This window comes from Nioella ostreopsis, assembly GCF_004000255.1.
Taxonomy (GTDB): domain Bacteria; phylum Pseudomonadota; class Alphaproteobacteria; order Rhodobacterales; family Rhodobacteraceae; genus Nioella; species Nioella ostreopsis.
Genome location: NZ_RCIQ01000005.1, coordinates 101,681 through 122,393 on the forward strand (window position 1 = coordinate 101,681; position 20,713 = coordinate 122,393).

22 protein-coding genes are annotated in these 20,713 nt (G+C 64.1%); 7 read left to right on the forward strand and 15 right to left on the reverse strand.

Features of this window, described 5'->3' with window-relative positions; all coding sequences use genetic code 11:
* Positions 1 to 61: 61 nt before the first annotated feature.
* From yaaA to EP237_RS07290, 6 genes are all read right to left on the reverse strand, one after another.
* Complete coding sequence (gene yaaA, locus EP237_RS07265) at positions 62 to 829, reverse strand: peroxide stress protein YaaA (RefSeq protein ID WP_127559623.1); 768 nt, start codon at positions 827 to 829, stop codon at positions 62 to 64.
* Entirely contained in the window at positions 823 to 2,877 is a 2,055-nt protein-coding gene (gene recQ / locus EP237_RS07270) for a DNA helicase RecQ (RefSeq protein WP_127559625.1), read from the reverse strand. Before recQ ends, yaaA begins: the two co-directional genes overlap by 7 nt.
* A gap of 91 nt (positions 2,878 to 2,968) precedes the next feature.
* Positions 2,969 to 3,298 (reverse strand): ADP-ribosylglycohydrolase, encoded by a 330-nt coding sequence (locus tag EP237_RS07275; protein ID WP_127559627.1) that lies wholly within the window; start codon positions 3,296 to 3,298, stop codon positions 2,969 to 2,971.
* Complete coding sequence (locus EP237_RS07280; protein WP_127559629.1) at positions 3,295 to 3,957, reverse strand: HAD family hydrolase; 663 nt, start codon at positions 3,955 to 3,957, stop codon at positions 3,295 to 3,297. Before EP237_RS07280 ends, EP237_RS07275 begins: the two co-directional genes overlap by 4 nt.
* Positions 3,954 to 4,526 (reverse strand): 16S rRNA (guanine(966)-N(2))-methyltransferase RsmD, encoded by a 573-nt coding sequence (rsmD, locus tag EP237_RS07285; protein WP_127559631.1) that lies wholly within the window; start codon positions 4,524 to 4,526, stop codon positions 3,954 to 3,956. Before rsmD ends, EP237_RS07280 begins: the two co-directional genes overlap by 4 nt.
* Entirely contained in the window at positions 4,523 to 5,728 is a 1,206-nt protein-coding gene (locus tag EP237_RS07290; protein ID WP_127559633.1) for an NAD(P)/FAD-dependent oxidoreductase, read from the reverse strand. The genes rsmD and EP237_RS07290 overlap by 4 nt, the downstream gene beginning before the upstream one ends.
* 80 nt (positions 5,729 to 5,808) lie before the next feature.
* Here EP237_RS07290 and EP237_RS07295 point away from each other — a divergent pair, with 80 nt between their 5' ends.
* Positions 5,809 to 6,297 (forward strand): peroxiredoxin, encoded by a 489-nt coding sequence (locus EP237_RS07295; RefSeq protein ID WP_127559635.1) that lies wholly within the window; start codon positions 5,809 to 5,811, stop codon positions 6,295 to 6,297.
* A 223-nt stretch (positions 6,298 to 6,520) separates the two neighbouring features.
* A complete protein-coding gene (locus EP237_RS07300; protein ID WP_071689431.1) occupies positions 6,521 to 6,742 on the forward strand; it encodes a DUF1127 domain-containing protein in 222 nt (73 codons plus the stop codon).
* Between the two features lie 87 nt (positions 6,743 to 6,829).
* Here the strand turns inward: EP237_RS07300 and EP237_RS07305 are convergent, their stop codons facing one another.
* The 7 genes from EP237_RS07305 to EP237_RS07335 all read right to left on the reverse strand — a co-directional run bounded on the left by EP237_RS07305 (position 6,830) and on the right by EP237_RS07335 (position 13,252).
* Positions 6,830 to 7,126: a 4a-hydroxytetrahydrobiopterin dehydratase gene (locus EP237_RS07305; protein WP_127559637.1), complete on the reverse strand. Its 297-nt coding sequence runs from the start codon at positions 7,124 to 7,126 to the stop codon at positions 6,830 to 6,832.
* A complete protein-coding gene (locus EP237_RS07310; protein WP_127559639.1) occupies positions 7,123 to 8,313 on the reverse strand; it encodes a GNAT family N-acetyltransferase in 1,191 nt (396 codons plus the stop codon). The genes EP237_RS07305 and EP237_RS07310 overlap by 4 nt, the downstream gene beginning before the upstream one ends.
* A gap of 50 nt (positions 8,314 to 8,363) precedes the next feature.
* Positions 8,364 to 8,699, reverse strand: a complete 336-nt coding sequence (locus EP237_RS07315; protein WP_127559641.1) for a hypothetical protein — start codon at positions 8,697 to 8,699, stop codon at positions 8,364 to 8,366.
* Positions 8,696 to 9,448 carry a glycerophosphodiester phosphodiesterase family protein gene (locus EP237_RS07320; RefSeq protein ID WP_127559643.1) on the reverse strand — a complete coding sequence of 251 codons (753 nt, stop codon included), beginning with the start codon at positions 9,446 to 9,448 and terminating at the stop codon, positions 8,696 to 8,698. Before EP237_RS07320 ends, EP237_RS07315 begins: the two co-directional genes overlap by 4 nt.
* Positions 9,445 to 9,906 (reverse strand): RidA family protein, encoded by a 462-nt coding sequence (locus EP237_RS07325; RefSeq protein ID WP_127559645.1) that lies wholly within the window; start codon positions 9,904 to 9,906, stop codon positions 9,445 to 9,447. The genes EP237_RS07320 and EP237_RS07325 overlap by 4 nt, the downstream gene beginning before the upstream one ends.
* Positions 9,907 to 10,193: 287 nt before the next feature.
* The gene (locus EP237_RS07330; protein WP_127559647.1) at positions 10,194 to 11,504 is read right to left on the reverse strand and encodes an HlyD family type I secretion periplasmic adaptor subunit; all 1,311 of its coding nucleotides are present in this window, start codon (positions 11,502 to 11,504) and stop codon (positions 10,194 to 10,196) included.
* Entirely contained in the window at positions 11,504 to 13,252 is a 1,749-nt protein-coding gene (locus tag EP237_RS07335; protein WP_127559649.1) for a type I secretion system permease/ATPase, read from the reverse strand. The genes EP237_RS07330 and EP237_RS07335 overlap by 1 nt, the downstream gene beginning before the upstream one ends.
* 261 nt (positions 13,253 to 13,513) lie before the next feature.
* Here EP237_RS07335 and EP237_RS07340 point away from each other — a divergent pair, with 261 nt between their 5' ends.
* Both EP237_RS07340 and EP237_RS07345 read left to right on the forward strand, forming a co-directional pair.
* Positions 13,514 to 14,224, forward strand: coding sequence for an MlaA family lipoprotein (locus EP237_RS07340; RefSeq protein WP_240661564.1), 711 nt, complete (start codon positions 13,514 to 13,516; stop codon positions 14,222 to 14,224).
* Entirely contained in the window at positions 14,214 to 14,825 is a 612-nt protein-coding gene (locus EP237_RS07345) for an MlaC/ttg2D family ABC transporter substrate-binding protein (RefSeq protein ID WP_127559653.1), read from the forward strand. Before EP237_RS07340 ends, EP237_RS07345 begins: the two co-directional genes overlap by 11 nt.
* A gap of 46 nt (positions 14,826 to 14,871) precedes the next feature.
* Here the strand turns inward: EP237_RS07345 and EP237_RS07350 are convergent, their stop codons facing one another.
* Positions 14,872 to 17,052: a transglycosylase domain-containing protein gene (locus EP237_RS07350; protein WP_127559655.1), complete on the reverse strand. Its 2,181-nt coding sequence runs from the start codon at positions 17,050 to 17,052 to the stop codon at positions 14,872 to 14,874.
* A gap of 244 nt (positions 17,053 to 17,296) precedes the next feature.
* On the opposite strand from EP237_RS07350, the gene EP237_RS07355 reads away from it, so the two are divergent.
* The 3 genes from EP237_RS07355 (at position 17,297) to EP237_RS07365 (ending at position 20,087) form a co-directional block, all read left to right on the forward strand.
* Entirely contained in the window at positions 17,297 to 17,635 is a 339-nt protein-coding gene (locus EP237_RS07355; RefSeq protein WP_071689442.1) for a P-II family nitrogen regulator, read from the forward strand.
* A 28-nt stretch (positions 17,636 to 17,663) separates the two neighbouring features.
* The gene (locus EP237_RS07360; protein WP_127559657.1) at positions 17,664 to 18,995 is read left to right on the forward strand and encodes an ammonium transporter; all 1,332 of its coding nucleotides are present in this window, start codon (positions 17,664 to 17,666) and stop codon (positions 18,993 to 18,995) included.
* A gap of 210 nt (positions 18,996 to 19,205) precedes the next feature.
* Positions 19,206 to 20,087: an MBL fold metallo-hydrolase gene (locus EP237_RS07365; protein ID WP_164744648.1), complete on the forward strand. Its 882-nt coding sequence runs from the start codon at positions 19,206 to 19,208 to the stop codon at positions 20,085 to 20,087.
* 69 nt (positions 20,088 to 20,156) lie between these two features.
* Here the strand turns inward: EP237_RS07365 and trxA are convergent, their stop codons facing one another.
* Entirely contained in the window at positions 20,157 to 20,477 is a 321-nt protein-coding gene (gene trxA, locus EP237_RS07370; protein ID WP_071689443.1) for a thioredoxin, read from the reverse strand.
* Between the last annotated feature and the right edge of the window lie 236 nt (positions 20,478 to 20,713).

A 20,713-nucleotide genomic window follows, 5' to 3' on the forward strand; every position in this document is an offset into this window, starting at 1 on the left:
TGAAGCGCGCTAAAGGGCCTTGCAAGGCCCTTGCAAGCGGTTTGCAAACCGCTTTGTCGCCCTACACTTCCGCCATCGCGGGGCGGTAGAAGGCAGGCTTGTCGGGCGCGCTCAGATCCGGTGCGTACCGGTACCCACCAGTGTCGAAGTCGAGGATCGCCTCGGGGTCTCGCAGGCGGTTCTGGATGATGAAGCGGGCCATTGCGCCGCGCGCTTTCTTGGCAAAGAAGCTGACCACCTTGGGGCCGCCGGGCTTTTCCTCCAGGAACTGGGGCGTGATCACGCGGGGGCGCAGAACATCCGGCTGCACGGCGGTGAAGTATTCCACCGAGGCGCAGTTGATCAGCGTCTCGGTGTTCAGGCGGTCCGCCTCAGCATTCAGCGCCTCGGCGATTTGACCACCCCAGTAATCATACAGGGACTTGCCACGTTCCGTCTTCAGTCGGCTGCCCATTTCCAGCCGGTATTCCTGCATGGCGTCGAGAGGGCGCAACAGGCCATACAGGCCGGACAGAATCCGTAGATGATCCTGAGCAAACGCCAGTTCCTCGGCGTCGAGGCTACCTGCCTCCAGCCCCGTATAGGTATCGCCCGCGAAGGCCAGAACGGCGGGTCGCTTTTCAGCGTGATCGTGGAACCGGGCAAAGCGGTCGCGGTTCAGTTTGCCAAGGCTTTCGCTGATATGCATGAGCTTTTGCAACTCGGCCACGGACAGGCCCTGTGCGACCTCGGCCAGCCTGTCGGCATCCTCCTGAAACATGGGCGCGGTCATCTCGATCTCCCGCGCGGTCCAGTCCAGCTTCTTCGCCGGTGAAATCACGATCAGCATTCGCTTCCCCTTATCACGTCGAGGAACGCCGGTCCGAAGCGTTCCACCTTCAAATCCCCCATGCCCTGGATCCGCGCGAGGTCTTCCAGCGTATCCGGGCGGCGCTCGGCGATCTGGCGGATCGTGGAATGGGTGCAGGAGAGGTATTTCTCCGTCCCCATCTCACCCCGTGCCAGACCCACCTGCGCCTGCATCAATTGGTCGAATATAGCGCCCGCGTCGCGCCCGGCCAGTTTGCGGCGCTGCGGATGGGCCGCCTGCGGCGTTTCGCCGGTGATCACTTCCAGAAAGGTCGCGCCGTAGCGATCCAGCTTGGTGGCCCCGACGCCGCCAACCTTTGCCATCTGGTCGAGTGTCGCGGGCCGGGTTTCAGCCATCTCGATCAGCGTCTTGTCGGTGAAGATCACGTAAGCCGGAACCCCGGCCTCCTCCGCCAGCGCCCGACGCTTGGCCTTGAGGGCCGACAGCAGGGGTGCGTCCTCCTCGCTGACCAGCATCTTCACCGCCGGGCGGCGCGCGGCCTTGCGGATCGTGTCGCGACGCAGCGTGATGCCTTCCTCGCCGCGCAGGATGGGCCGCGCCTTGTCGGTCATGAACAGCGCGCCGTGGCGGTCGGGGTCAGGGCGCACCAGGTCATGGGCCGCCATCTGCCGGAACACCGCCTGCCAGCCGCGCCGGTCGAACTCGGTACCGACACCGTAGGTGGGCAAGGCGTCATGGCCCCTCTGGCGGACCTTGTCCGTATCTGCACCGATCAGGATGTCGATCAGATGCCCCGCACCGAAGCTTTCGCCAGTGCGCAGCATCGCCGAGAGCGCCTTTTGTACGGCAACACCGCCCTCAAACAGGTCGGGCGGATCATTGCACATATCGCAATTGCCGCAGGGCTCCGGGTCTTCGCCGAAATAACCGAGCAGCACCTGACGGCGGCAACCCGTGGCCTCGGCCAATCCAAGCAGCGCATTGAGCCGGGCATGATCGGCGGATTTTCGATCTGGCGGCGCGAGCCCTTCGTCGATCTGCTGGCGGCGAAAGCGGATGTCGTCGGGGCCGAAGAGCGTCAGCGTGTCGGCGGGCGCGCCGTCACGGCCCGCGCGGCCGATTTCCTGATAATAGGCTTCGATGGATTTGGGCAGGTCCGCATGGGCCACCCATCGGATATCGGGTTTGTCCACGCCCATGCCGAAGGCGATGGTGGCCACCACGATCAGCCCGTCCTCCTGCGCGAAGCGGGTTTCGACGTGGCGACGGTCCCCGGCCTCCATGCCGCCATGGTAGTGGCAGGCCGTGTGCCCGGCCTCGCGCAGCGCCTGCGCCAGCGTCTCGGTCTTGGCCCGCGTGCCGCAATAGACGATGCCGGATTGCCCCTTGCGGGCGGCGGCGAAGGCAAGGATCTGCTGGCGTGGCTGGTTCTTGACGTCGAAGGCAAGGCTGAGGTTGGGCCGATCAAAGCCGCGCAGGAAGGTCTCAGGCGGGTTGGCTTCGCTGAATAGCCGCGTGACGATCTCGGCCCGCGTTTCGGTATCCGCCGTGGCGGTGAAGGCGGCCAGCGGCACGTCGAGCGACCGGCGCAGATCGCCGATGCGCAGGTAGTCGGGACGGAAATCATGCCCCCACTGGCTGACGCAATGCGCCTCGTCCACCGCAATCAGGCTGACGCCCGCACGCGCCAGCATCCGTTCGGTGCCGCCAGAGGCCAGCCGTTCCGGCGCGATATAAAGCAGCTTGAGCGAGCCATCCTCCAACCCGCGCCAGACCGCATCGGTTTCCTCCTCGGTATTGCCAGAGGTCAGCGCCCCCGCCTCGACCCCCGCCTCTTTCAGCCCCCGCACCTGGTCGCGCATCAGAGCGATAAGGGGGGAAATGACCACCGTCAGCCCTTCGCGGCACAAGGCGGGCAGCTGGAAACAGAGCGACTTGCCGCCGCCCGTCGGCATGATCGCCAGCACGTCGCGGCCCGCGGTGACGGCATCCACGATCTCCTCCTGTCCCGGACGGAACGCGGAGAAACCGAAGACGGAAGATAGCAAATCGGAAGGGGCCGGCATGGGGGACGGTCGGGCTGCTCTGTTGTGTTCTGATTGGCTGGGACGGTCGCATATTGTGGTCACGGGGACAAGCACCGCTAGGGGTAGATTCCTAAGCTTTGCGCAGATCGACGAGGCCATGCAGGTGGGTCAGTGGCAGTTCTGGCACGGGTTCGGCCACCAAACCGCCAAACCGTGCCTCATGCACCAGAACGGGGCGGTCATGGATCAGGCACAGAACGCGGGTTGCGTCTTGCCAATCCTCCTGCCCGCTGATGCGCCAGATCAGCCCGCCGCCAAGCGAGGCATTGGCGAAGTCCAGCGCCTGCCCCTTGCCGGTCCGGGCCAGTCGCAGGCAGCCCTGACAGAAATGCCATGGGTATCGGGGAAAGGCCTTTTGCGCTGCACCGCAGCCGGGACAGTGGTGGTCTGGCAGGATCATTCGGCCGCCTCTGCGAGGCCAATCAGCAAGGGCACCGCGAACATGCTGTCGAAGATTTCCGCCCCCGCAGAGGCCAGCCGCGCGCCATCGTCATGGGCGGCATAGCCCAGACAGCGCATCCCGGCGCGGGCCGCTGCCGTCGCCCCGGTGGCGCTGTCCTCGATCACCACGGCGCGGGAGGGATCCACGCCAAAATGCGCGGCAGCGGCGAGATAAAGGTCGGGGTCCGGCTTGGCGGTTTTCAGCGTGTGCGCAGAGAAGATCGCCCCCTTGAAGCGGTCGAGCAGACCGTTCTGGCCAAGCGTGATCTGCATCTTGTCCTCACTGCCGTTCGATCCGACAGCATAGGGAATACGCTCGGCGTCGAGCCGGTCCAGCAGCTCTGGAATGCCCGCGATCACGTCAACCCCTGCACGCAAGGCCTCATAGGTTTCGGCATAGATTTCATCGACCCAGTCGGCGGGCAGATCCGCCCCCATCCGGCGCGCCTGTTCCCCCACCCCGCGCATGGTGCCGCCGACGAAGAGCTGCATGCTGCGTTCCAGCGTCATCGGCAGCCCGTGCCGGGTCAGGTTCTCGGCCAGCACCCGGTTCGACACGGTCTCGCTGTCCACCAGCACCCCGTCGCAGTCGAAGATCACCAGGTCGGGTCGGGTCATTCGGGGGCTCCTTCATACCGCAGAATGGTGATCAGCGTGTCGCCATAGCGTCGCTGATCCAGTTGGTCGCAGCCTTTTGGCGGGGTAGGGGCGGTGTTTTCCTCCCACACGATCAACGCGTCGGGGGCCAGCCAGCCGCCCGCGATCGCCGCAGCCAGCGCTTTTTCGCCAAGGCCCTTGCCATAGGGCGGATCGAGGAAGATCAGGTCAAAGGGCGGTTGCTGCGCCTCGCCCAGTTTCGTCGCATCGCGGCGGAAGACCTTGGACGTGCCCTGCGCCGAACACAGCCCGATATTCTCGCGCAGCAATGCCCGCGCCGTGGTGCCGTCATCGACGAAACAGCAGAAGGCCGCGCCGCGCGACAGCGCCTCCAGCCCGAGCGCGCCGGTCCCTGCGAAAAGGTCCAGCACGCGGGCGCCGGTCAGCGGTTCGCCATAGCCGCCATTGACCAGCAGGTTGAAGAGGCTCTCGCGCACCCGGTCGGACGTGGGCCGCAGATGCGCGCCCGCATCGCCCTTGCCGACCGAGGCAAGCCGCTTACCCCTATGGTTCCCTGCGATGATCCTCACGCTTTCAGCAAGGCCTTCAGTTCGGTGGCGGGGTCGGCCACTGCAGCCTTGTCGGGGGACTTGCCCATGGACAGCAGCCGCTTGCCCACCATGTAGCCGCGCGGGTCGTTGATGGCATCGACGGCGAGGAACTGGTCGCCCTTGTAGTACCAGAAAGACAGGGTGCCCTCGGCCTCTCGCGTCACGATCTCGTCGTAGCCGATGTTCAGCCCCGCGATCTGCAGCTTGGTGTCATACTGGTCGGACCAGAACCACGGCTCTGGCACGTAGTGCTTGCCTTCGCCCATGATGTTCAGCGCCACGCATTCGGCCTGGTCGATGGCATTCTGCACGCTTTCCAGCCGGATGCGGCCGCCCTTGTAGGGGAAAGACGCGCAATCGCCCGCCGCCCAGATCGACGGGTTGGAGGTGCGGCCATGGGCATCGGTCCTGATGCCGTTTTCCAGCTCCACTCCCGCCATTTCGGCGGGGCCGGTCGCGGGCAGGATGCCGACGCCGACGATCACCATATCGAGCGCCAGGTCGGAGCCATCGGACAGCACAGCACCAGAGACACGACCCTCGCCGGTCAGGTGCGAAAGCCCCACGCCCTCGCGGATGTCGACGCCATGGGATTTGTGAAGGTCGCGGAAATAGTTGGAGGTCTGAGGCGAGGCCACGCGCTGCAGGATGCGGTCAGCCATTTCGACCAGCGTCACCTGCATCCCCTTCTTGGAACAGACCGCGGCCGCCTCCAGCCCGATATAGCCGCCGCCCACGATCAGAACCCGTCGGCCTTCGGTCACTTCGGGGGCCATGGCGTCCACGTCCTTCAGATCGCGCACGGTAAAGACGCCCCCCAGATCGCCGCCAATGCTGGCGGGCAGGCGGCGCGGGATCGAGCCGGTGGTCAGCGCCAGCTGATCATAGCCGATCGTTTCGCCCCCCACGGTCACGGTTTTGGCCGCCGCATCGATTGCCGTCACCGGCTGGCCGAGCTTCAGCGCAATGCCATTGTCGGCGTAAAAGGCCTCGGGCCGCAGGAACAGGCGCTCTTTCTCCATCTCGCCCAGAAGGTAGGCCTTGGACAGCGGCGGGCGCTGATAGGGTGGGGCGTTTTCCTCGCCGATCAGGGTGATTTGACCCTCGAACCCCGAGGACCGCAGTTTCGCCACCAGCGACGATCCGGCCTGACCGGCCCCGATCACGACGACATGTGACATGAATTTCCTCCCGCACTCTGGCAGCAGCCAGCCATTGATCTATATCGCTTGCGTAAACCAATCAGCCCACGAGGAAAACCATGGCGATTAGTGTCGGTGACAAACTGCCGGAAACCACCTTTCTGATCTTTGACGAGAACGGCCCGCAAGAGGTGCCTCTGGCCCCCAAGCTCCAGGGCCGCAAGGTGGTGATCTTCGGTCTGCCGGGCGCATTTACCCGTGGCTGTTCCGCGACGCACCTGCCCAGCTTTATGCGCACTCGCGAAGCGTTCGCGGAAAAAGGCGTGGACGAAGTCATCTGCATCGCCGTCAACGACCCCTTCGCCATGACCGCCTGGGGCCAGCATACCGGCGCGACCGAGGCAGGGATCACCATGCTGGCCGATTCCGCAGCCGACTTCACCCGCGCCATCGGGCTGGAGTTCTCGGCCCCTGTCGTGGGGCTCTACAACCGCTGCCAGCGCTTCGCCTTGATGGCCGAGGATGGGGTGGTCAAGGTGTTGAACCTCGAAGAGGAAGCGGGCGCCTGCAAGCTGACCGTGGGCGAGGAACTGCTGGAAAAGATCTGATTGCATCGGGGTTGCCTTATGGCGCCCCGGTGTTCCAGACCCGCGTCCGGCCGACCTGCCACAGGCCGGACTAACCCTGCTCGGCATGGCGCCTCTTCCACCTGTTAGCGTTGACATTGCTGCATAGCGGCAATTCAAGCTTGTTGATTGTGCACGTGCAGCATTGGCCTATCTTTCACTGTGTCGACGCAATCCGGTGTCGACATATGAAAGGAGGCTTTTCATGGCCTATGCACTCAGCAACTCCACGCTTCTTGACCGTATCGGCCTGACAGCGCGCATTCAGGATCTTCGTGACACGCTGGCGAAACGCGCCGCGCGCCGCGCTGTCTACAACAGAACGATGGCCGAACTTCAGGTCCTCAACGATCGCGATCTGGCGGATCTCGGCTTTCACCGCAGCGAGATCCCGCACATTGCACAACAGGCCGCCGACATGGCCTGATGACCAGACATGAGGGGCGGAAATCATGCCCCGATGTCCTGAAATCCGCGGCGCGCCGAAGTCTTGATCGGTGCCGCCGCAGTTTCCCTACCCCGCCAAAGCATCCATCTTCTTTGCCAGCTTTACATCCCGGTCGCTCAGCCCATCCACGTCATGGCTGGTCAGGGTGACATCGACCGTCTTGTAGACGTTGGACCATTCCGGGTGGTGATTCCATTTCTCGGCCCAAAGGGCGGCGCGTGTCATGAAGCCGAAGGCCTCGATGAAATTGCGAAAGACATAGGTCTTGGCGATGGCATCCCGGCCATCGACCATGTGCCAGCCGCTGTCCAGCAGCGGCGCAAGGGCTGCCTCCCGGTCCTCTTCGGTCAGCTTGTCGGTCATTCTTGTTCCTCCACCTGCGCTTTGCGGAACGGCCCATAGGCGGTGAGGATCTCGATATCCTCCTCCACCGCGGCGCGTTCCGCCTCCAGATAATTCTCCACCGCCTCGGAAAAGCCGGGATCGGCGATCCAATGCAGGGAATGGGTGGGCACCGGCAGATAGCCACGCGCCAGTTTGTGTTCGCCCTGCGCGCCGGCCTCGACACGGGCAAGACCCCGCGCGATGGCGGCGTCTATGGCTTGATAATAGCACAGTTCGAAATGCAGGCAGGGGTGGTGTTCGGTGCAGCCCCAGTAGCGCCCGAACAGCACGTCGCGCCCGATGAAGTTCAGCGCGCCCGCCACGGGCACGCCCTCCCGAACCGCCAGCACCAACAGAATGTCGTCGCGCATGGTTTCCTGCACGAGGTCGAAGAAGCTGCGCGTCAGATAAGGGCTGCCCCATTTACGCGCGCCGGTGTCCTGATAGAAGCGCCAGAACGCATCCCAATGCTCCGGCCGCAGATCATCCCCGGTCAGAGAGACGATATCCCCCCCGAACCCCTGCGCCTGCGCGCGTTCCTTGCGGATCGTCTTGCGCTTGCGAGAGGACAGGCTGGCCAGGAAATCATCGAAGCTGCCATAGCCCGCGTTTTCCCAGTGGAACTGCTGTGTGGTCCGCCGAAGAAGGCCGATCCGCGCACCCGCCTCTGCCTCCTCCTCCGTACAAAAGGTGATGTGCAGCGAGGACAGCCCGTTATCCTCGGCCACCTGCACCGCCCCCTGCACCAAGGCAGCACGGCCCATATCCTCCCACCCCGGCCGGGTCAGAAAGCGCCGCCCGGTGGCGGGGGTGAAGGGCACCGCCATCTGCAGCTTGGGGTAATAGCGCCCGCCAGCCCGTTCATAGGCATGGGCCCAGTTGTGATCGAAGATGTATTCACCCTGGCTGTGCCCCTTGGCATAAAGCGGCGCGGCGGCGATCACCTGCCCCGCTGCCCGCGCCAGCAAATAGCGCGGCTGCCAGCCAGTTCCCGGCCCGACCGAGCCACTGTCTTCCAGTGCCTTCAGGAACCGGTGCGTCGTGAACGGGTCCACTGGAAAGCCACCATCGGCAGCTTCCGGGCAGGCACAGGCATCCCACTCCTCTGCCGGAATATCCGACAGGCTGGCAAAGGCCGTGATCTCGATTGCAGTGTGGCCGTCCATGATTGCCCTGTCATATGTCCCTTCAGAAGATGGGCCTGGGCGCGCGAAGATCAATCATCCGGATCGGGGGACAGCCGGATCAGGCCAAGGCACAGCCCTGCCATGATCAGCAGACCAATGGCCCCGGCCAATGGCAAGGCGCTGATACCGTCCTCCGCCATGTAAAGGCCAAGCAGGATCAGCGCCGCCATATCCAGCGTCAGGGCGGTCGCCGCAGACGTCAGCGCCGTGACAAGCGCCGCGAAGGCCAGCACCGGGATCACAAGCGCGAGGGAGGGTCCATCCACGGCATTCAGAGCCACCCGCAACTCCCCCCGGAACGCCGACAGCAGCAACACAAAGGTCAGCACCGCAACAAGGCTGTGGGTCGTGCGCAGGATGGTCATGGAAGATACCCCTCAAATGTCACATTATCCGCGATCCGTCGTGCCTCCGCCTCGGCCTCTGGCGAGCGGATCGTCCAGCACAGAACCGGGACGCCACGCGCCTTCAGCGCTGTGACCGCCGGGTCGGAAAGATCCTTGTGATAATGGCTGATGAAACAGCAACCGCTCTCGTCAAACCCGTCCAGGGCGCGAAACCGGTCCAGTCTTTCCCTGCCCAGTGGCGCCCATTCCGGATCGTCATAGCTGCCGCTGGTCATCCCGCGCGGCACATCAGGGGCAGCTTTCGCCAAGGCCGCAACCGAGGCGGGGTTGAAGCTCATGACCGCAACCGGGCCATCATAGCCTGCCAGATCGGCGGCCACGGCCCGTTCCAGCACGCCATCCACCGGCCCCATGAATCGCGACTGCTCCTTGATCTCCAGCAGGATCGGCACGCGCCCCGCAACCAGTGTCAGCACCTCGGACAGGCGGGGGATGTAGTCCTCGCTGCCGGTCAGCACAATCTGCCCCAGCTCCTCCGCACTGCGTCGCTTCACTTGCCCGGTCTCACCCGTCACCCGGTCCAGCTCATAGTCGTGAAAGACCATGGCCAAGCCGTCCGACGAAATCTGCAGGTCAAGCTCAAGCCCATAGCCCGCATCGAGCGCCGCCCGGACCGCAGAGAGCCCGTTTTCCGGGCGCTCTCGGGTCAGGTCATGCAGCCCCCGATGCGCGATCGGCGCAGCCAGGAAGGCAGGATGCAGGCTCATGCGATCTGGAAGATCCCCTCGATCTCCACCGCCACGCCAAGCGGCAGGGAGGCGGCGGAAACGGCCGAGCGGCTGTGACGACCGGCTTCCCCAAGCGCTTCCACCAGGAAATCCGACGCTCCGTTCACCACCTTGGGCTGGTCGGTGTAATCGGCGGTCGAATTGACAAAGCCGGTCAGCTTGATCACCCGCACCAACCGGTCCAGATCGCCCCCACAGGCGGCCTTCACCTGCGCCAGCAGGCTGATCGCGCAACGCCGCGCAGCGGCAGCCCCTTCTTCGGTTGCCATGTCATCGCCGACCTTGCCGGTGATCAACCCGTTTTCGTCGGTGGAGATCTGCCCCGAAACATAGACGATATCGCCCACCACCACGAAGGGCACGTAATTGGCCGCCGGGGCCGGGGCATCGGGCAGGGTGACCCCCATCTCGGCCAGTTTGGCCTCAAAATTGCTCATCTCGCACCTCTTCGCGCTGAGTTTCCGTCGCGCCGCACCCTAGGGGTCTCCCGTTGCCCCGGCAAGCATCCGAACACGCCGCAAAGGGCCTGAATGCGACCTTCTCCTTCATCTTGGCCCAAATACCTCCGCCGGAGGCGTCCAGCCTCGGCCAAGCAGAGCAGCCCCGGAAACAGAGAACCGCCCGGGCCACGTCTCCGCGGCAGCACGCGCCGAGGAGGTCCCCGCGCAAGCGGGGGGTGACGAGGCGCGTTCGCGGGTCGACGCGCGATGCGCGGCGAAACCCCTTATCCCTCGCGGAAGGCCCGGTTGAAGTAATCCGAGAGCGGTCGCAGGAGATAGGCCATGGGCGTGCGGTCCTCGGTGCGGATGAAGGCCTCGACCGGCATCCCCGGCAGCAGGGTCTCGCCCTCCAGCCGCGTGGCCTCTCCCTCGTTCAGCACGATCTCGGCCGCGTAATAGCTGACGCCGGTGTTTTCATCCACGAAGGCATCCGCAGACACCTGCCGCACCTGACCGAACAGTTCGGGCGTGGTGCGCGAATTGAAGGCGGGGAAACGCAGCACAACCTCCTGACCGACGAATACCTCGTCGACATTCGTCGGCGCGATCCGGGTCGAAATGATCAGGGGCCGGTCCTGTGGAACGAGGAAGAGAACCGGCTGTGCCGCCTGCACCACTGACCGGGCACCGAATACGGCAAGCCCGTAGACCACCCCGTCAACCGGTGCGCGAATCTCCGTCTCTGCCAGTTGCCGGCTCAGGGCACGGGCCCGCTCGGCCAGTTCCGCCTGTTCCACCCGCACTTCGCGCAGCTGCGCGATGGCTTCCTCGCGGCGTTCGGTTTCGAGTTGCAGGATCTGCAGGTCGATCTCGGTGATCCGGCCCGCTGCCTCGGCGGCGCTGGCCTCCAGTTCCCCGATCGTGCCAAGCAGGCGCGCGCTTTCCCGGCGCAGGGCCAGCCCGCGGGAGGCCTCGGCCAGCCCCCGGTCGATCAGGTCCTGCACGCTGACCAGTTCCAGCTCCACCAGCTCGCGCTGATCGGTCAGGGCGGCCCTCTGGGCCGCGATGCCGTCCAGCTGCGCACCGATCTGCTCGGCGCGCCGATTCAGCTGGTCGGTGGACTGGGTCAGGGTTGCAACGCGCGCGGCAAAGAGGTTGCGCTGGCCTTCCAGAAGCTCCGCCAGATCCGCGTTTTCGGCGGCGGCCTCCAGCAGGTCGGGTGGAAAGGTGATCTCGGTCGCAAGATCGCGCTCCGCCTCCAGCCGGGCCTGCCGGGCGCGCCATTCATTCAGTTGCGCATTGGCCACGGACAGGCCCGATTGCAGATCGGACGGATCAAGGCGTAACAACACATCGCCTTCCGCCACGCGCTGCCCCTCGATCACGTCGAGCGTCAGAACCACGCCGCCATCGGGATGCTGCACCGCCTGCCGGTTTCGATCGACCTCGATCTGGCCCGAGGCAACGACAGCCCCTGCGATGTTCGACAGGGCGGCCCAGGCCCCGAAGCCACCGACCAGGGCGACAAGCGCCAGCATACCCAAGGCGATCGGCGCCCGGACGGACCATGCTTTGCGGGCCGTATCGTCGGACATCAGCTGATCCCCCCTTGCACAACCGGCATTTTTGCAGCCCCAAGCACCTGATCGGCGTTGCGCACCACCTTCTGAAGGATCTCGTCGCGCGGACCGAAGGCGCGCGCACCGCCATTGTCCAGAACCAGCAACATGTCGCATTCGCGGATGGCCGCCGGTCGGTGCGCCATGATCAGCACGCCGTTTCCAGCCGCCTTCATCGCCTTGATCGCCCGGTTCAGCGCCTCTGCCCCGTCATTGTCGAGGTTGGAATTGGGTTCATCCAGCACCATCAGCACCGGATCGCCATAAAGCGCCCGCGCCAGACCGATCCGCTGGATCTGCCCACCAGACAACCGGTTGGCACCGCTGATCATCCGCGTGTCGTAGCCTTCACTCTGGCGTCGGATCAGCGCATCGGCATCCGCGCGCTGTGCCGCCTCCACCACTTTGGCGGGGTCCGGCTCCGCCTCCAGCCTTGCGATGTTTTCTGCCAGTGTGCCGTCAAACAGCGTCACCGTTTGCGGCAGGTAGCCGATCAACTGGCCGAGCGTGTCAGGGTCGTACTGGTCCAGCGTCGCGCCATCCAGACGGATCTGGCCGCCTGCCGGTTTCCAGACACCGGTCAAGGCCTTGGCGAGTGTTGATTTTCCTGCCCCCGAAGGCCCGATGATCCCGACGGCCTGCCCCGGCTCCACCTTGAAGGTCACGCCGCGCAGCGTCGCTTGTGAATGCCCCGGCGGCACGACCGAAAGCTGGTTGACCTCAAGCAGCGCCTTTGGCCGTGGCAGCTGGAGGCGCACGGGGTCTGGCCGTTCCTCGGTCAGCAATTCCTGCAGGCGCTGGCGCCCTTCGCGGGCACGGGCGATGACCTGCCATTGGCCAATGACCAGTTCGATCGGGGCCAAGGCCCGGCCCATCAGGATCGAGCCTGCAATCATCGCCCCTGCGGTCAGTTCCTCCTGCAATACCAGATAGGCCCCAAGCCCCAGCATGGCCGATTGCAGGAACAGGCGCAGGGTCTTGGTCAGGGTGGCAAAGCCGCCCACCTTGTCAGAGGCAGACATCCCTTGCCCAAGCGCCTGTTCACGCACAATCTTCCAGCGCGCCAAAGCCCGCCCCTGCATGCCAAGGCTGCGCACAAGCTCTGATTCGGTCTGCAACTGCCCGGCCATCCGGTCCGCCATCAACGACGCCCCTCCGGCCTGACTCAGGGGCCCCGATGACCGCGCCTTGTTGAGAAGCGTGATCAGCACAAGCGTCGCCCCGCCTGCCAGGGCCAGCCAGCCAAGCCACGGGTGAAACACGAAAATCGCCAGCGCGAAAAGTGGCGTCCACGGCATGTCGAACACCGCGAGGAACACCGGCGAGGACAAGAGCCGCTGGATCGCCTCCAGGTCGGACAGGCCGGTATGCTGCTGCCCCGTGCGCCCGGCCCGCGCCAGCGTGGCCCTGAACACGCGTTCATCCAGCCGATCCTGCAACCGCGCGCCAACGCGCGCCGCGACCCGGCCACGGGCGTAGTCGAGAATACCCATGATCAGGAACAGGAACGTCACCAGAATGGACAGCGCCAGCAGGGTTTCCTCCGACCGGCTGCCAAGGACACGGTCATAGACCTGCAGCATGTAAAGCGGGCCAGTCAGCATCAGCGCATTGGTGAACATGCTGAACAGGAAGACCGCCCCTAACAGACGCCCATTGCCACCACCGGCGAGCCGCAGCTCATCTGCGGATGCGTTTCGGCTGGAATGTGCCTGTCTCGTCATCTTGGTGTCTGCCTCGCTGGTGAATCCGCTTTTCCGGTTCCACTAATTGTTGACTGCCTTGCCACATAATCCATCAAAAACGGGAAATCTGCCATTGCCCTCTGGCCCCCACCTTTGATTTGAGGTGAGAGACCTTATTATCATGTATAGCCTATGAAAGCCTTGACGAGAATCCCATTGACTGCTGCCGCATCCACATCCCGAATTCGCGCCGCCCTCTGCGCAGCACCTCTGCTTGTCTTGATGGCCTGCGGGCCAGCAGTGCTGCCCGGCGCATCCGAAATCAACGACCCGACCGAGGCGTCGAATCGGGCGATGCATGACCTGAACGTTGCGGTCGACCGGGCCGTGCTGCGCCCCGTGGCGCTTGGCTATGGCACCGCCGTTCCGGAACCGGTGCGCACCGGTCTTGGTAATTTCTCGTCCAATCTCAATCAGCCGCTCTATGTTGTGAACGACATCCTGCAGCTGCGTCTGGACGATGCCCTTCGCAACACGTTCCGCTTCCTGATGAACAGCACCTTCGGCCTCGGCGGCCTGCTGGACCCGGCGTCGGAAGGCGGGCTTTACGCGGAAGAAACCGATTTCGGTGAAACCCTGCATGTCTGGGGCGTGTCGGAAGGGGCTTATGTGGTGCTGCCGCTGCTTGGCCCCTCGACCAGCCGCGATACCGCCGGACTGATTGTCGACAGCGTCATGAACCCCACCCGGCTGGCCTTCGCCCGGCCCGAAAGCGACTATATCACCGGGGCCAATGTGGCAGACGCGCTGAACACCCGGTACGAACTGGGGGACGAGATCGACCGGCTCTATTACGAAAGTGCCGATGGCTACGCGCAGGCGCGGCTGATCTATCTGCAGAACCGCCGTTACGAGTTGCGAGGCAATCAGCCGACGGATTCCGCAGACGCATATTCCGATCCCTATGACGATTCCTATTTTGACCCCTACGAGGACCCATATGCCCAGTAAGTTCAGCCTCACCCGGCGGGCCTTCCTAGGACTGACCGGCGCCAGCGCCGCCGCACTTGCCCTGCCCGGACGTGCTTGGGCGCTGACCGTCGGGGCCGCTCAGACGCTGGTCGAGCGCTTGGTAAGCGACCTCTACGACGCCATCAATTCCGGCGGCAGCGAAGCGCGCATGTTCAGCGATTTCGCGGGCTTGCTGGACCGCTATGCAGATATGCCGATCATCGCGCAATCGGTTCTGGGCGTCGATTGGCGGCGCGCATCAACCGCGCAACGCAGCGCATTCGTGGATGCCTTCAGCGGATATATCTCGCGCAAATATGGCAGCCGCTTCCGAGAGTTGATCGGCGGACAGATCGAAGTGACGGGCGCGCGTGCGATCCGCAATTTCTTCGAGGTGACCTCGGTCGCGCGGCTGCGCGGCGAAGCGCCTTTCGACGTGATCTGGCTGGTCTCGGATGGCTCCGGTCAGGCGCGGGTGTTCAACCTGATCATTCAGGGCATCAACCTGCGCACCACCGAAGCGGAAGAGGTCGGCGCGATGCTGGACCGCAACCGCGGCGACCTTGACGCGATGATCGCAGATCTGCGCAACGCGAGCTGAGCTAAAGCCGGGGCTGCCGTTTGGGCGGCAACCCCGTTCAGGTCGGTCAATTCCGGTTCGCGCCTAGCAGCCCCAGAACCTCCATCAGGATCTGTTCGGCAATATCCGGTCTGCGGCCCGGCGCTTCCTCGATCAGTTCGGGACGCGCCTCTTCCGCCGGGTCGATCATCGGCAAGGGGCGGGGCGGCAATCCATCATGGATCGTTTCCATCGTCTGCCGCCAGATCTCGGCCGGCAAACCACCACCCGTCACCCCCGACATAGGTGAGTTGTCGTCATAACCCATCCAGACCCCGGCCACGTAATCCGCCGTGAAGCCGATGAACCACGCGTCGCGTGCCGATGTGGTGGTGCCGGTCTTGCCCGCGACGGGCCGGTCGGGCAGTTGCGCCCGCTGGCCGGTGCCGTTGGCCACAACCTCGGCCATCATATAGGTCAACTGCCGCGCCGCGAACTCAGAGATCACCCGTTCACGGATACCGCCGCCCTGACCCATCATCGGTTCCGTGTCGCCCACCAGCCGCAGGTCGACAAGGCCATAGGGCGTCACGGCAGAGCCACCGTTCAGGATACCCGCATAGGCGCCTGTCATCTCTATGAGGGTGCTTTCGGAGGCGCCAAGCGCCAAGGCCGGGCCAAGCGCCAGATCGCTTTCGATGCCGAACTCGGCAGCCACGGTGCGCACCAGATCGCGGCCCACCTCCTCTGACAATCGCACAGCGGGCGTGTTCAGTGACGCCCGGAGCGCCTCGGTCAGCGTCACGGTCCCGTAGAACTCTCCGGTATAGTTACGCGGGGAATAAGGCCCCGACCCCGGCACGTTGATCGTCAGTGGCGCGTCCTCGACCAGATCGTCAAAGCGCCATCCCAGATCGAGCGCGGTGGCATAGACAAAGGGCTTGAAGGCGGACCCGGTCTGGCGCATCGCCATCGTGGCACGGTTGAACAGGCCGGTGCCTTCCTGCCTGCCGCCCACCATGGCTCGCACGGCCCCATCCGCCGACATCACGATGATCGCGGCCTCGGCCTCAGACCCTTCGCGCACCTGGTTTTCGAACACATCCACCAAGGCGGCCTCGGCGGCCTCCTGCATGCGCGGGTCAAAAGTGGTGCGGATGATCACGTCTTCCGTCGTTTCCCGCAGCAGGAAGTCTGGGCCCTGCGTCATCACCCAATCGGCGAAATAGCCGCCCGCGCGCGCCTCGGCAGCATCTGACAGGGTGGCGGGATTGGCGCGGGCTTCGGCGGCTTCGGCGGCGGTCAGATAGCCCTGTTCCTCCATCAGTCCCAGCACCACGGCCGCCCGATCCTGCGAACGTTCCAGACTGGATGTCGGCGCAAAGCGCGAGGGCGCGGTCAGAAGACCGGCGATCATTGCGCCTTCTTGCGGAGAAATCTCAGCCGCGGAATGCCCGAAATAGCGCTGAGAGGCCGCTTCGACCCCGAAGGCGCCAGCGCCCATATAGGCGCGGTTCAAATAGATCGTCAGGATTTCTTGCTTCGTGTAGCGCAGCTCCATCGCCAGCGAGAACGGCAGTTCCTGGATCTTGCGCCACAGGCTGCCGCGTCGGCAGTCGGCCTCGTACTCCGCTTCGGTTTCCCATTCATCCGGGTCGAATGCCACGCCAAGGCATAGCAGTTTGGCCACCTGCTGCGTGATGGTGGAGCCGCCATGGCCTTCCAGCGGGCCACGTCCTTCGCGCAGGTTGATGCGAATGGCCGAGGCGATGCCGCGCGGGGAAATGCCCCAGTGGCTGAAAAAGCGCCGGTCCTCTGTCGCCACGATGGCGTTGACCACATGTTCCGACACCGTTTCCGTGTCGATCAGCCCGCCATATTGCTCGCCCCGCCATGCAAAAACGTTCCCGTCCCGGTCCAGCATGGTCACAGATCCGCGCGCGCGCCCATCCACAAGCTCGGTCATCGGCGGCAGGGTGGAGTAGATATAAGCGGTCGCGCCCGCAAGGATCAGCACCAGGGCCAGCGTAGCGCGCCAGACGATGCCGAAAACGATCCGCCAGATCAGCCGGAAGAAGGCCCCGATAGCGCCCCGGATGCCGCCTCGCCGGCGTTGTGGGGTGCGGCGCCGCGATCTGCCCGATTTTCGACCAGACCCACCGGACCCGGAAGACCGAGACGGTTTCGCAGGTGCAGCATTCCTGCGTTCCGCGACAAGCCTGCGGCCCGAACGGGCGTTTCGCCCGCCTCTGTTTCCTGATGCGCTCATGCCTGATCCTGCTCTTTTGATCGCAACATAGGGGATTTCGAGTCGTTTGTGGAGGGTTCTCGCCGCACTGCCGAAATTCCATTGCGCTCAATTATTAGCCGTTTGCCCGATTTCATGCAAAAATTTTGCAAACCCCCCGAAATGCGCCCCTCCAACCCCCCTCCCCTCGTTGCTCTTCCCGCCTGTGAGGTCTGCATTGGCAACGTCCGGGTCGCAGAACCCAAAACGACGGAAGGGTAAAACCGTGAAACTCATCATTGCAGCAATCAAGCCGTTCAAGCTGGAGGAGGTCCGCGAAGCTCTGACCTCTATCGGCGTGCGGGGCATGATGGTGACCGAGATCAAGGGCTTCGGCTCTCAGTCCGGGCACACCGAAATCTATCGCGGCGCGGAATATGCCGTGAACTTCGTTCCCAAAGTCAAGCTGGAGATCGTGGTGGCCGATGCCATGGCCGATCAGGTTGTCGAAACCATCCAGACCACAGCCAAGACCGACAAGATCGGTGACGGCAAGATCTTCGTCCTCGACGTCTCTGCTGCCGTGCGCGTCCGCACCGGCGAGACCAATGACGACGCCCTCTAAGCAACTGTCAGAACCAGGGATAAATACCATGCAAGTCAGAAAGTTTCTTCCGGCAGTTGCCCTAGCGGCAGTCCTGCTGCCCACCATGGGCCTCGCACAGGAGGCCGAAGCCGTGCCGGGCTTCGATGAAATCGGCCCCTATATCATGACCACCCTGCTGTTCTGCATGGCTGGTTTCCTTGTCTTCTTCATGGCGGCTGGCTTTGCCATGCTGGAAGGCGGTCTGGTGCGGTCCAAGAACGTCACCATGCAGATGACCAAGAACATCGCGCTGTTTTCCATCGCCGCCATCATGTACTGGCTGATGGGCTTCAACCTGATGTACCCGGCGGACTGGACCATCGCCAACTGGGTCGGCCCGTTCTTCAGCCAGACCGTTCTTGACCCGGTCGGCATTGCCGCAGCGGATGCCAATCTCGGCTATGCCTCAATCGGGTCGGATTTCTTCTTCCAGCTGGTCTTCGTCGCCGCCACCGCCTCGATCGTTTCGGGTGCCCTGGCCGAGCGGATCAAGCTGTGGCCGTTCCTGGCCTTCGTCGTGCTGCTGACCGGCGTCATGTACCCGATCTCCGGCTCCTGGCAGTGGGGCGGCGGCTGGTTGTCCCAGGCTGGCTTCTCCGACTTCGCCGGGTCGACCATCGTGCACTCCGTGGGTGGCTGGGCCGCGCTGGCCGGTGCCCTGATCCTCGGGCCTCGCCTTGGCAAGTACGGCAAGGATGGCCGCGTGAACCCGATCCCGGGCTCCAACCTCGCCCTTGCCACGCTTGGCACGTTCATCCTGTGGCTCGGCTGGTTCGGCTTCAATGGCGGCTCGCAGCTGGCCATGGGCACCGTGGGCGACATCTCTGACGTCAGCCGCATCTTCGCCAACACCAACATGGCCGCTGCAGCCGGGTCCTTGGCCGCGATGATCCTGACGCAGGTGATGTTCGGCAAGGTCGACCTGACCATGGTGCTGAACGGCGCCCTGGCTGGCCTCGTGTCGATCACCGCAGAGCCTCTCGCCCCCACCCTGTTCGGCGCGCTCTGGATCGGTGCCGTGGGCGGTGTCATCGTGGTCTTCGCGGTGCCCTTCCTCGACAAGCTCAAGATCGACGACGTGGTCGGCGCCATCCCGGTGCACCTCTTCGCCGGCATCTGGGGCACCATCGCCGTGGTCTTCTACAATGAAGGTGCAAGCCTGATGACGCAGCTGACGGGCATTGCCGCCTATGGCGTGTTCACCTTCGTCGGCAGCGCGGTCATCTGGTACGTTCTGAAAATGACCGTTGGCATCCGTGTCAGCGAAGAGGACGAGATGAAGGGCCTCGACATGTCGGAACTGGGGATGGAAGCCTACCCGGAATTCTCCAAGGGCTGATCCATAAAAATAGCTGGTCCGGGCTCTCCCACCTTACCGGACCGGCAGAGCGGAAAGCGGCGTCCCCAGGGGCGCCGCTTTTCGTATGGAGAACCGCTGATAATTGCCCGTGACAATTAATCAGATCGGTTTCCTGTCGCGCACAGCGTAGGCTGCCTGTCAGGTCACTCAAACTCCGGGGCATTCATGAAACACCTCTTTTTGACAGCGATGATCTTGATCGCCCCCCACAGCGCGCGCGCTTTCGATATCCAACAGGTGCAGCCGGGCATCTGGGCCATCGAAGGCCCGGCGGAACAACGAAGCCCGGAAAACCTCGGCAACAACGCCACATTCGGACTGATCGAGTCCTCCGACGGCGCGGTTCTGGTGGATCCGGGCGGCACCTGGGCCGGGGCGGAGGCCCTGCACGATACGGTGCGCAGCCTGACGGATCAGCCGGTCACCCATGTCATCAACACCGGCGGGCAGGATCATCGCTGGCTCGGCAATGGCTATTGGGCCGCGCAGGGCGCAACCATCATTGCATCGGCGGACGCCGTCGCAGACCAGACCGCGCGCGCCTCGATGCAGCTGACCGCCCTGACGATGCTGGTGGGAGAGGCTGCTGCCGGAACAGATCCCGTCCATGCCGACACGGTCTTTGAGGACAGCTACAGCCTGACCGTCGGGGACCGCCGCATCGAAATCGCCCATCCCGCCGCCGCCCATACGCCCGGTGACAGCTATGTCTGGCTGCCCGAGGAGAGGGTCATCTTTACCGGCGACATCGTCTATGTCGGGCGCATTCTCGGGGTGATGGAGTTCTCCAACAGCGCCTCGTGGCTGGAGGCCTTCGCGGCTATCGAAACGCTTGACCCTGAGCATCTGGTGCCCGGCCATGGGCCTGCGACAACCCTCGCGCAGGCACAAGCGGATACCCGTGATTATCTGGTCAATCTGCGCAACCGGATGCGGGACCATATCGACGGCGGCGGCGATATCATCGGCGCGGTCGAGGTCGATCAGTCGGGCTTTGCCTATCTCGACCAGTTCGACGCGCTGGCGCGAAGAAACGCGCAGGCCGTGTTCGAACAGATGGAATGGGAATAATCTGATTTCAAAAGAAAATCCCCGCCCCGCAAAGTGCAGGACGGGGATCTTGAAGCGGTCAGGCGGGGCTTAGATCTCGCCTTCGATCCAGCTTTGCAGGGCCGCCTTGGGCGCCGCGCCGATCTTGTTCGACACGACCTCACCGCCCTTGAACAGGAACAGCGCAGGGATGCCGCGAACGCCCAGTTGCATGGGGGAATTGGGGTTTTCGTCGACGTTGATTTTGACGATTTTCACCTTGCCGGCCATCTCTTCCGAGATCTCTTCCAGCGCGGGGCCGATCTGGCGGCAGGGGCCGCACCATTCGGCCCAGAAATCCACCACGACGGGGATATCGGATTGTTTGACTTCAGCGTCAAATGTTGCGTCGGTGACAGCGGTGGTGGCCATATCTAGCCCTCCTGGAGAGAATTTTCACGAGTCAGGGGCGAAACCTATGGGCGGTGATGGATAAGGTCAAGCGACTGAAACACCCAAGCGCAATCATGTGATCGGCGCGGCACATTCCGCCCGGAAAGAGGGGGGTGCCCCCCGTACACCCCCTGTACACCCCCCGTACACCGGGCGTGCAGACGAAATGGCGGTTTCGCCGACTGCGTCGTCGACCGGGGAGCGGCCCTCCTCAA

Coding starts and splice junctions, on each gene's coding strand:
- EP237_RS07315 (WP_127559641.1), bottom strand. CDS start 8,699: ATGACCATCCTGCGCACGACCCACAGCCTTGTTGCGGTGCTGACCTTT.
- EP237_RS07290 (WP_127559633.1), bottom strand. CDS start 5,728: ATGTCACATGTCGTCGTGATCGGGGCCGGTCAGGCCGGATCGTCGCTG.
- EP237_RS07295 (WP_127559635.1), top strand. CDS start 5,809: ATGGCGATTAGTGTCGGTGACAAACTGCCGGAAACCACCTTTCTGATC.
- EP237_RS07335 (WP_127559649.1), bottom strand. CDS start 13,252: ATGACGAGACAGGCACATTCCAGCCGAAACGCATCCGCAGATGAGCTG.
- EP237_RS07280 (WP_127559629.1), bottom strand. CDS start 3,957: ATGACCCGACCCGACCTGGTGATCTTCGACTGCGACGGGGTGCTGGTG.
- trxA (WP_071689443.1), bottom strand. CDS start 20,477: ATGGCCACCACCGCTGTCACCGACGCAACATTTGACGCTGAAGTCAAA.
- EP237_RS07330 (WP_127559647.1), bottom strand. CDS start 11,504: ATGTCCGACGATACGGCCCGCAAAGCATGGTCCGTCCGGGCGCCGATC.
- EP237_RS07320 (WP_127559643.1), bottom strand. CDS start 9,448: ATGAGCCTGCATCCTGCCTTCCTGGCTGCGCCGATCGCGCATCGGGGG.
- EP237_RS07325 (WP_127559645.1), bottom strand. CDS start 9,906: ATGAGCAATTTTGAGGCCAAACTGGCCGAGATGGGGGTCACCCTGCCC.
- recQ (WP_127559625.1), bottom strand. CDS start 2,877: ATGCCGGCCCCTTCCGATTTGCTATCTTCCGTCTTCGGTTTCTCCGCG.
- EP237_RS07365 (WP_164744648.1), top strand. CDS start 19,206: ATGATCTTGATCGCCCCCCACAGCGCGCGCGCTTTCGATATCCAACAG.
- EP237_RS07350 (WP_127559655.1), bottom strand. CDS start 17,052: ATGAGCGCATCAGGAAACAGAGGCGGGCGAAACGCCCGTTCGGGCCGC.
- EP237_RS07360 (WP_127559657.1), top strand. CDS start 17,664: ATGCAAGTCAGAAAGTTTCTTCCGGCAGTTGCCCTAGCGGCAGTCCTG.
- EP237_RS07275 (WP_127559627.1), bottom strand. CDS start 3,298: ATGATCCTGCCAGACCACCACTGTCCCGGCTGCGGTGCAGCGCAAAAG.
- EP237_RS07310 (WP_127559639.1), bottom strand. CDS start 8,313: ATGGACGGCCACACTGCAATCGAGATCACGGCCTTTGCCAGCCTGTCG.
- yaaA (WP_127559623.1), bottom strand. CDS start 829: ATGCTGATCGTGATTTCACCGGCGAAGAAGCTGGACTGGACCGCGCGG.
- EP237_RS07345 (WP_127559653.1), top strand. CDS start 14,214: ATGCCCAGTAAGTTCAGCCTCACCCGGCGGGCCTTCCTAGGACTGACC.
- EP237_RS07305 (WP_127559637.1), bottom strand. CDS start 7,126: ATGACCGACAAGCTGACCGAAGAGGACCGGGAGGCAGCCCTTGCGCCG.
- EP237_RS07300 (WP_071689431.1), top strand. CDS start 6,521: ATGGCCTATGCACTCAGCAACTCCACGCTTCTTGACCGTATCGGCCTG.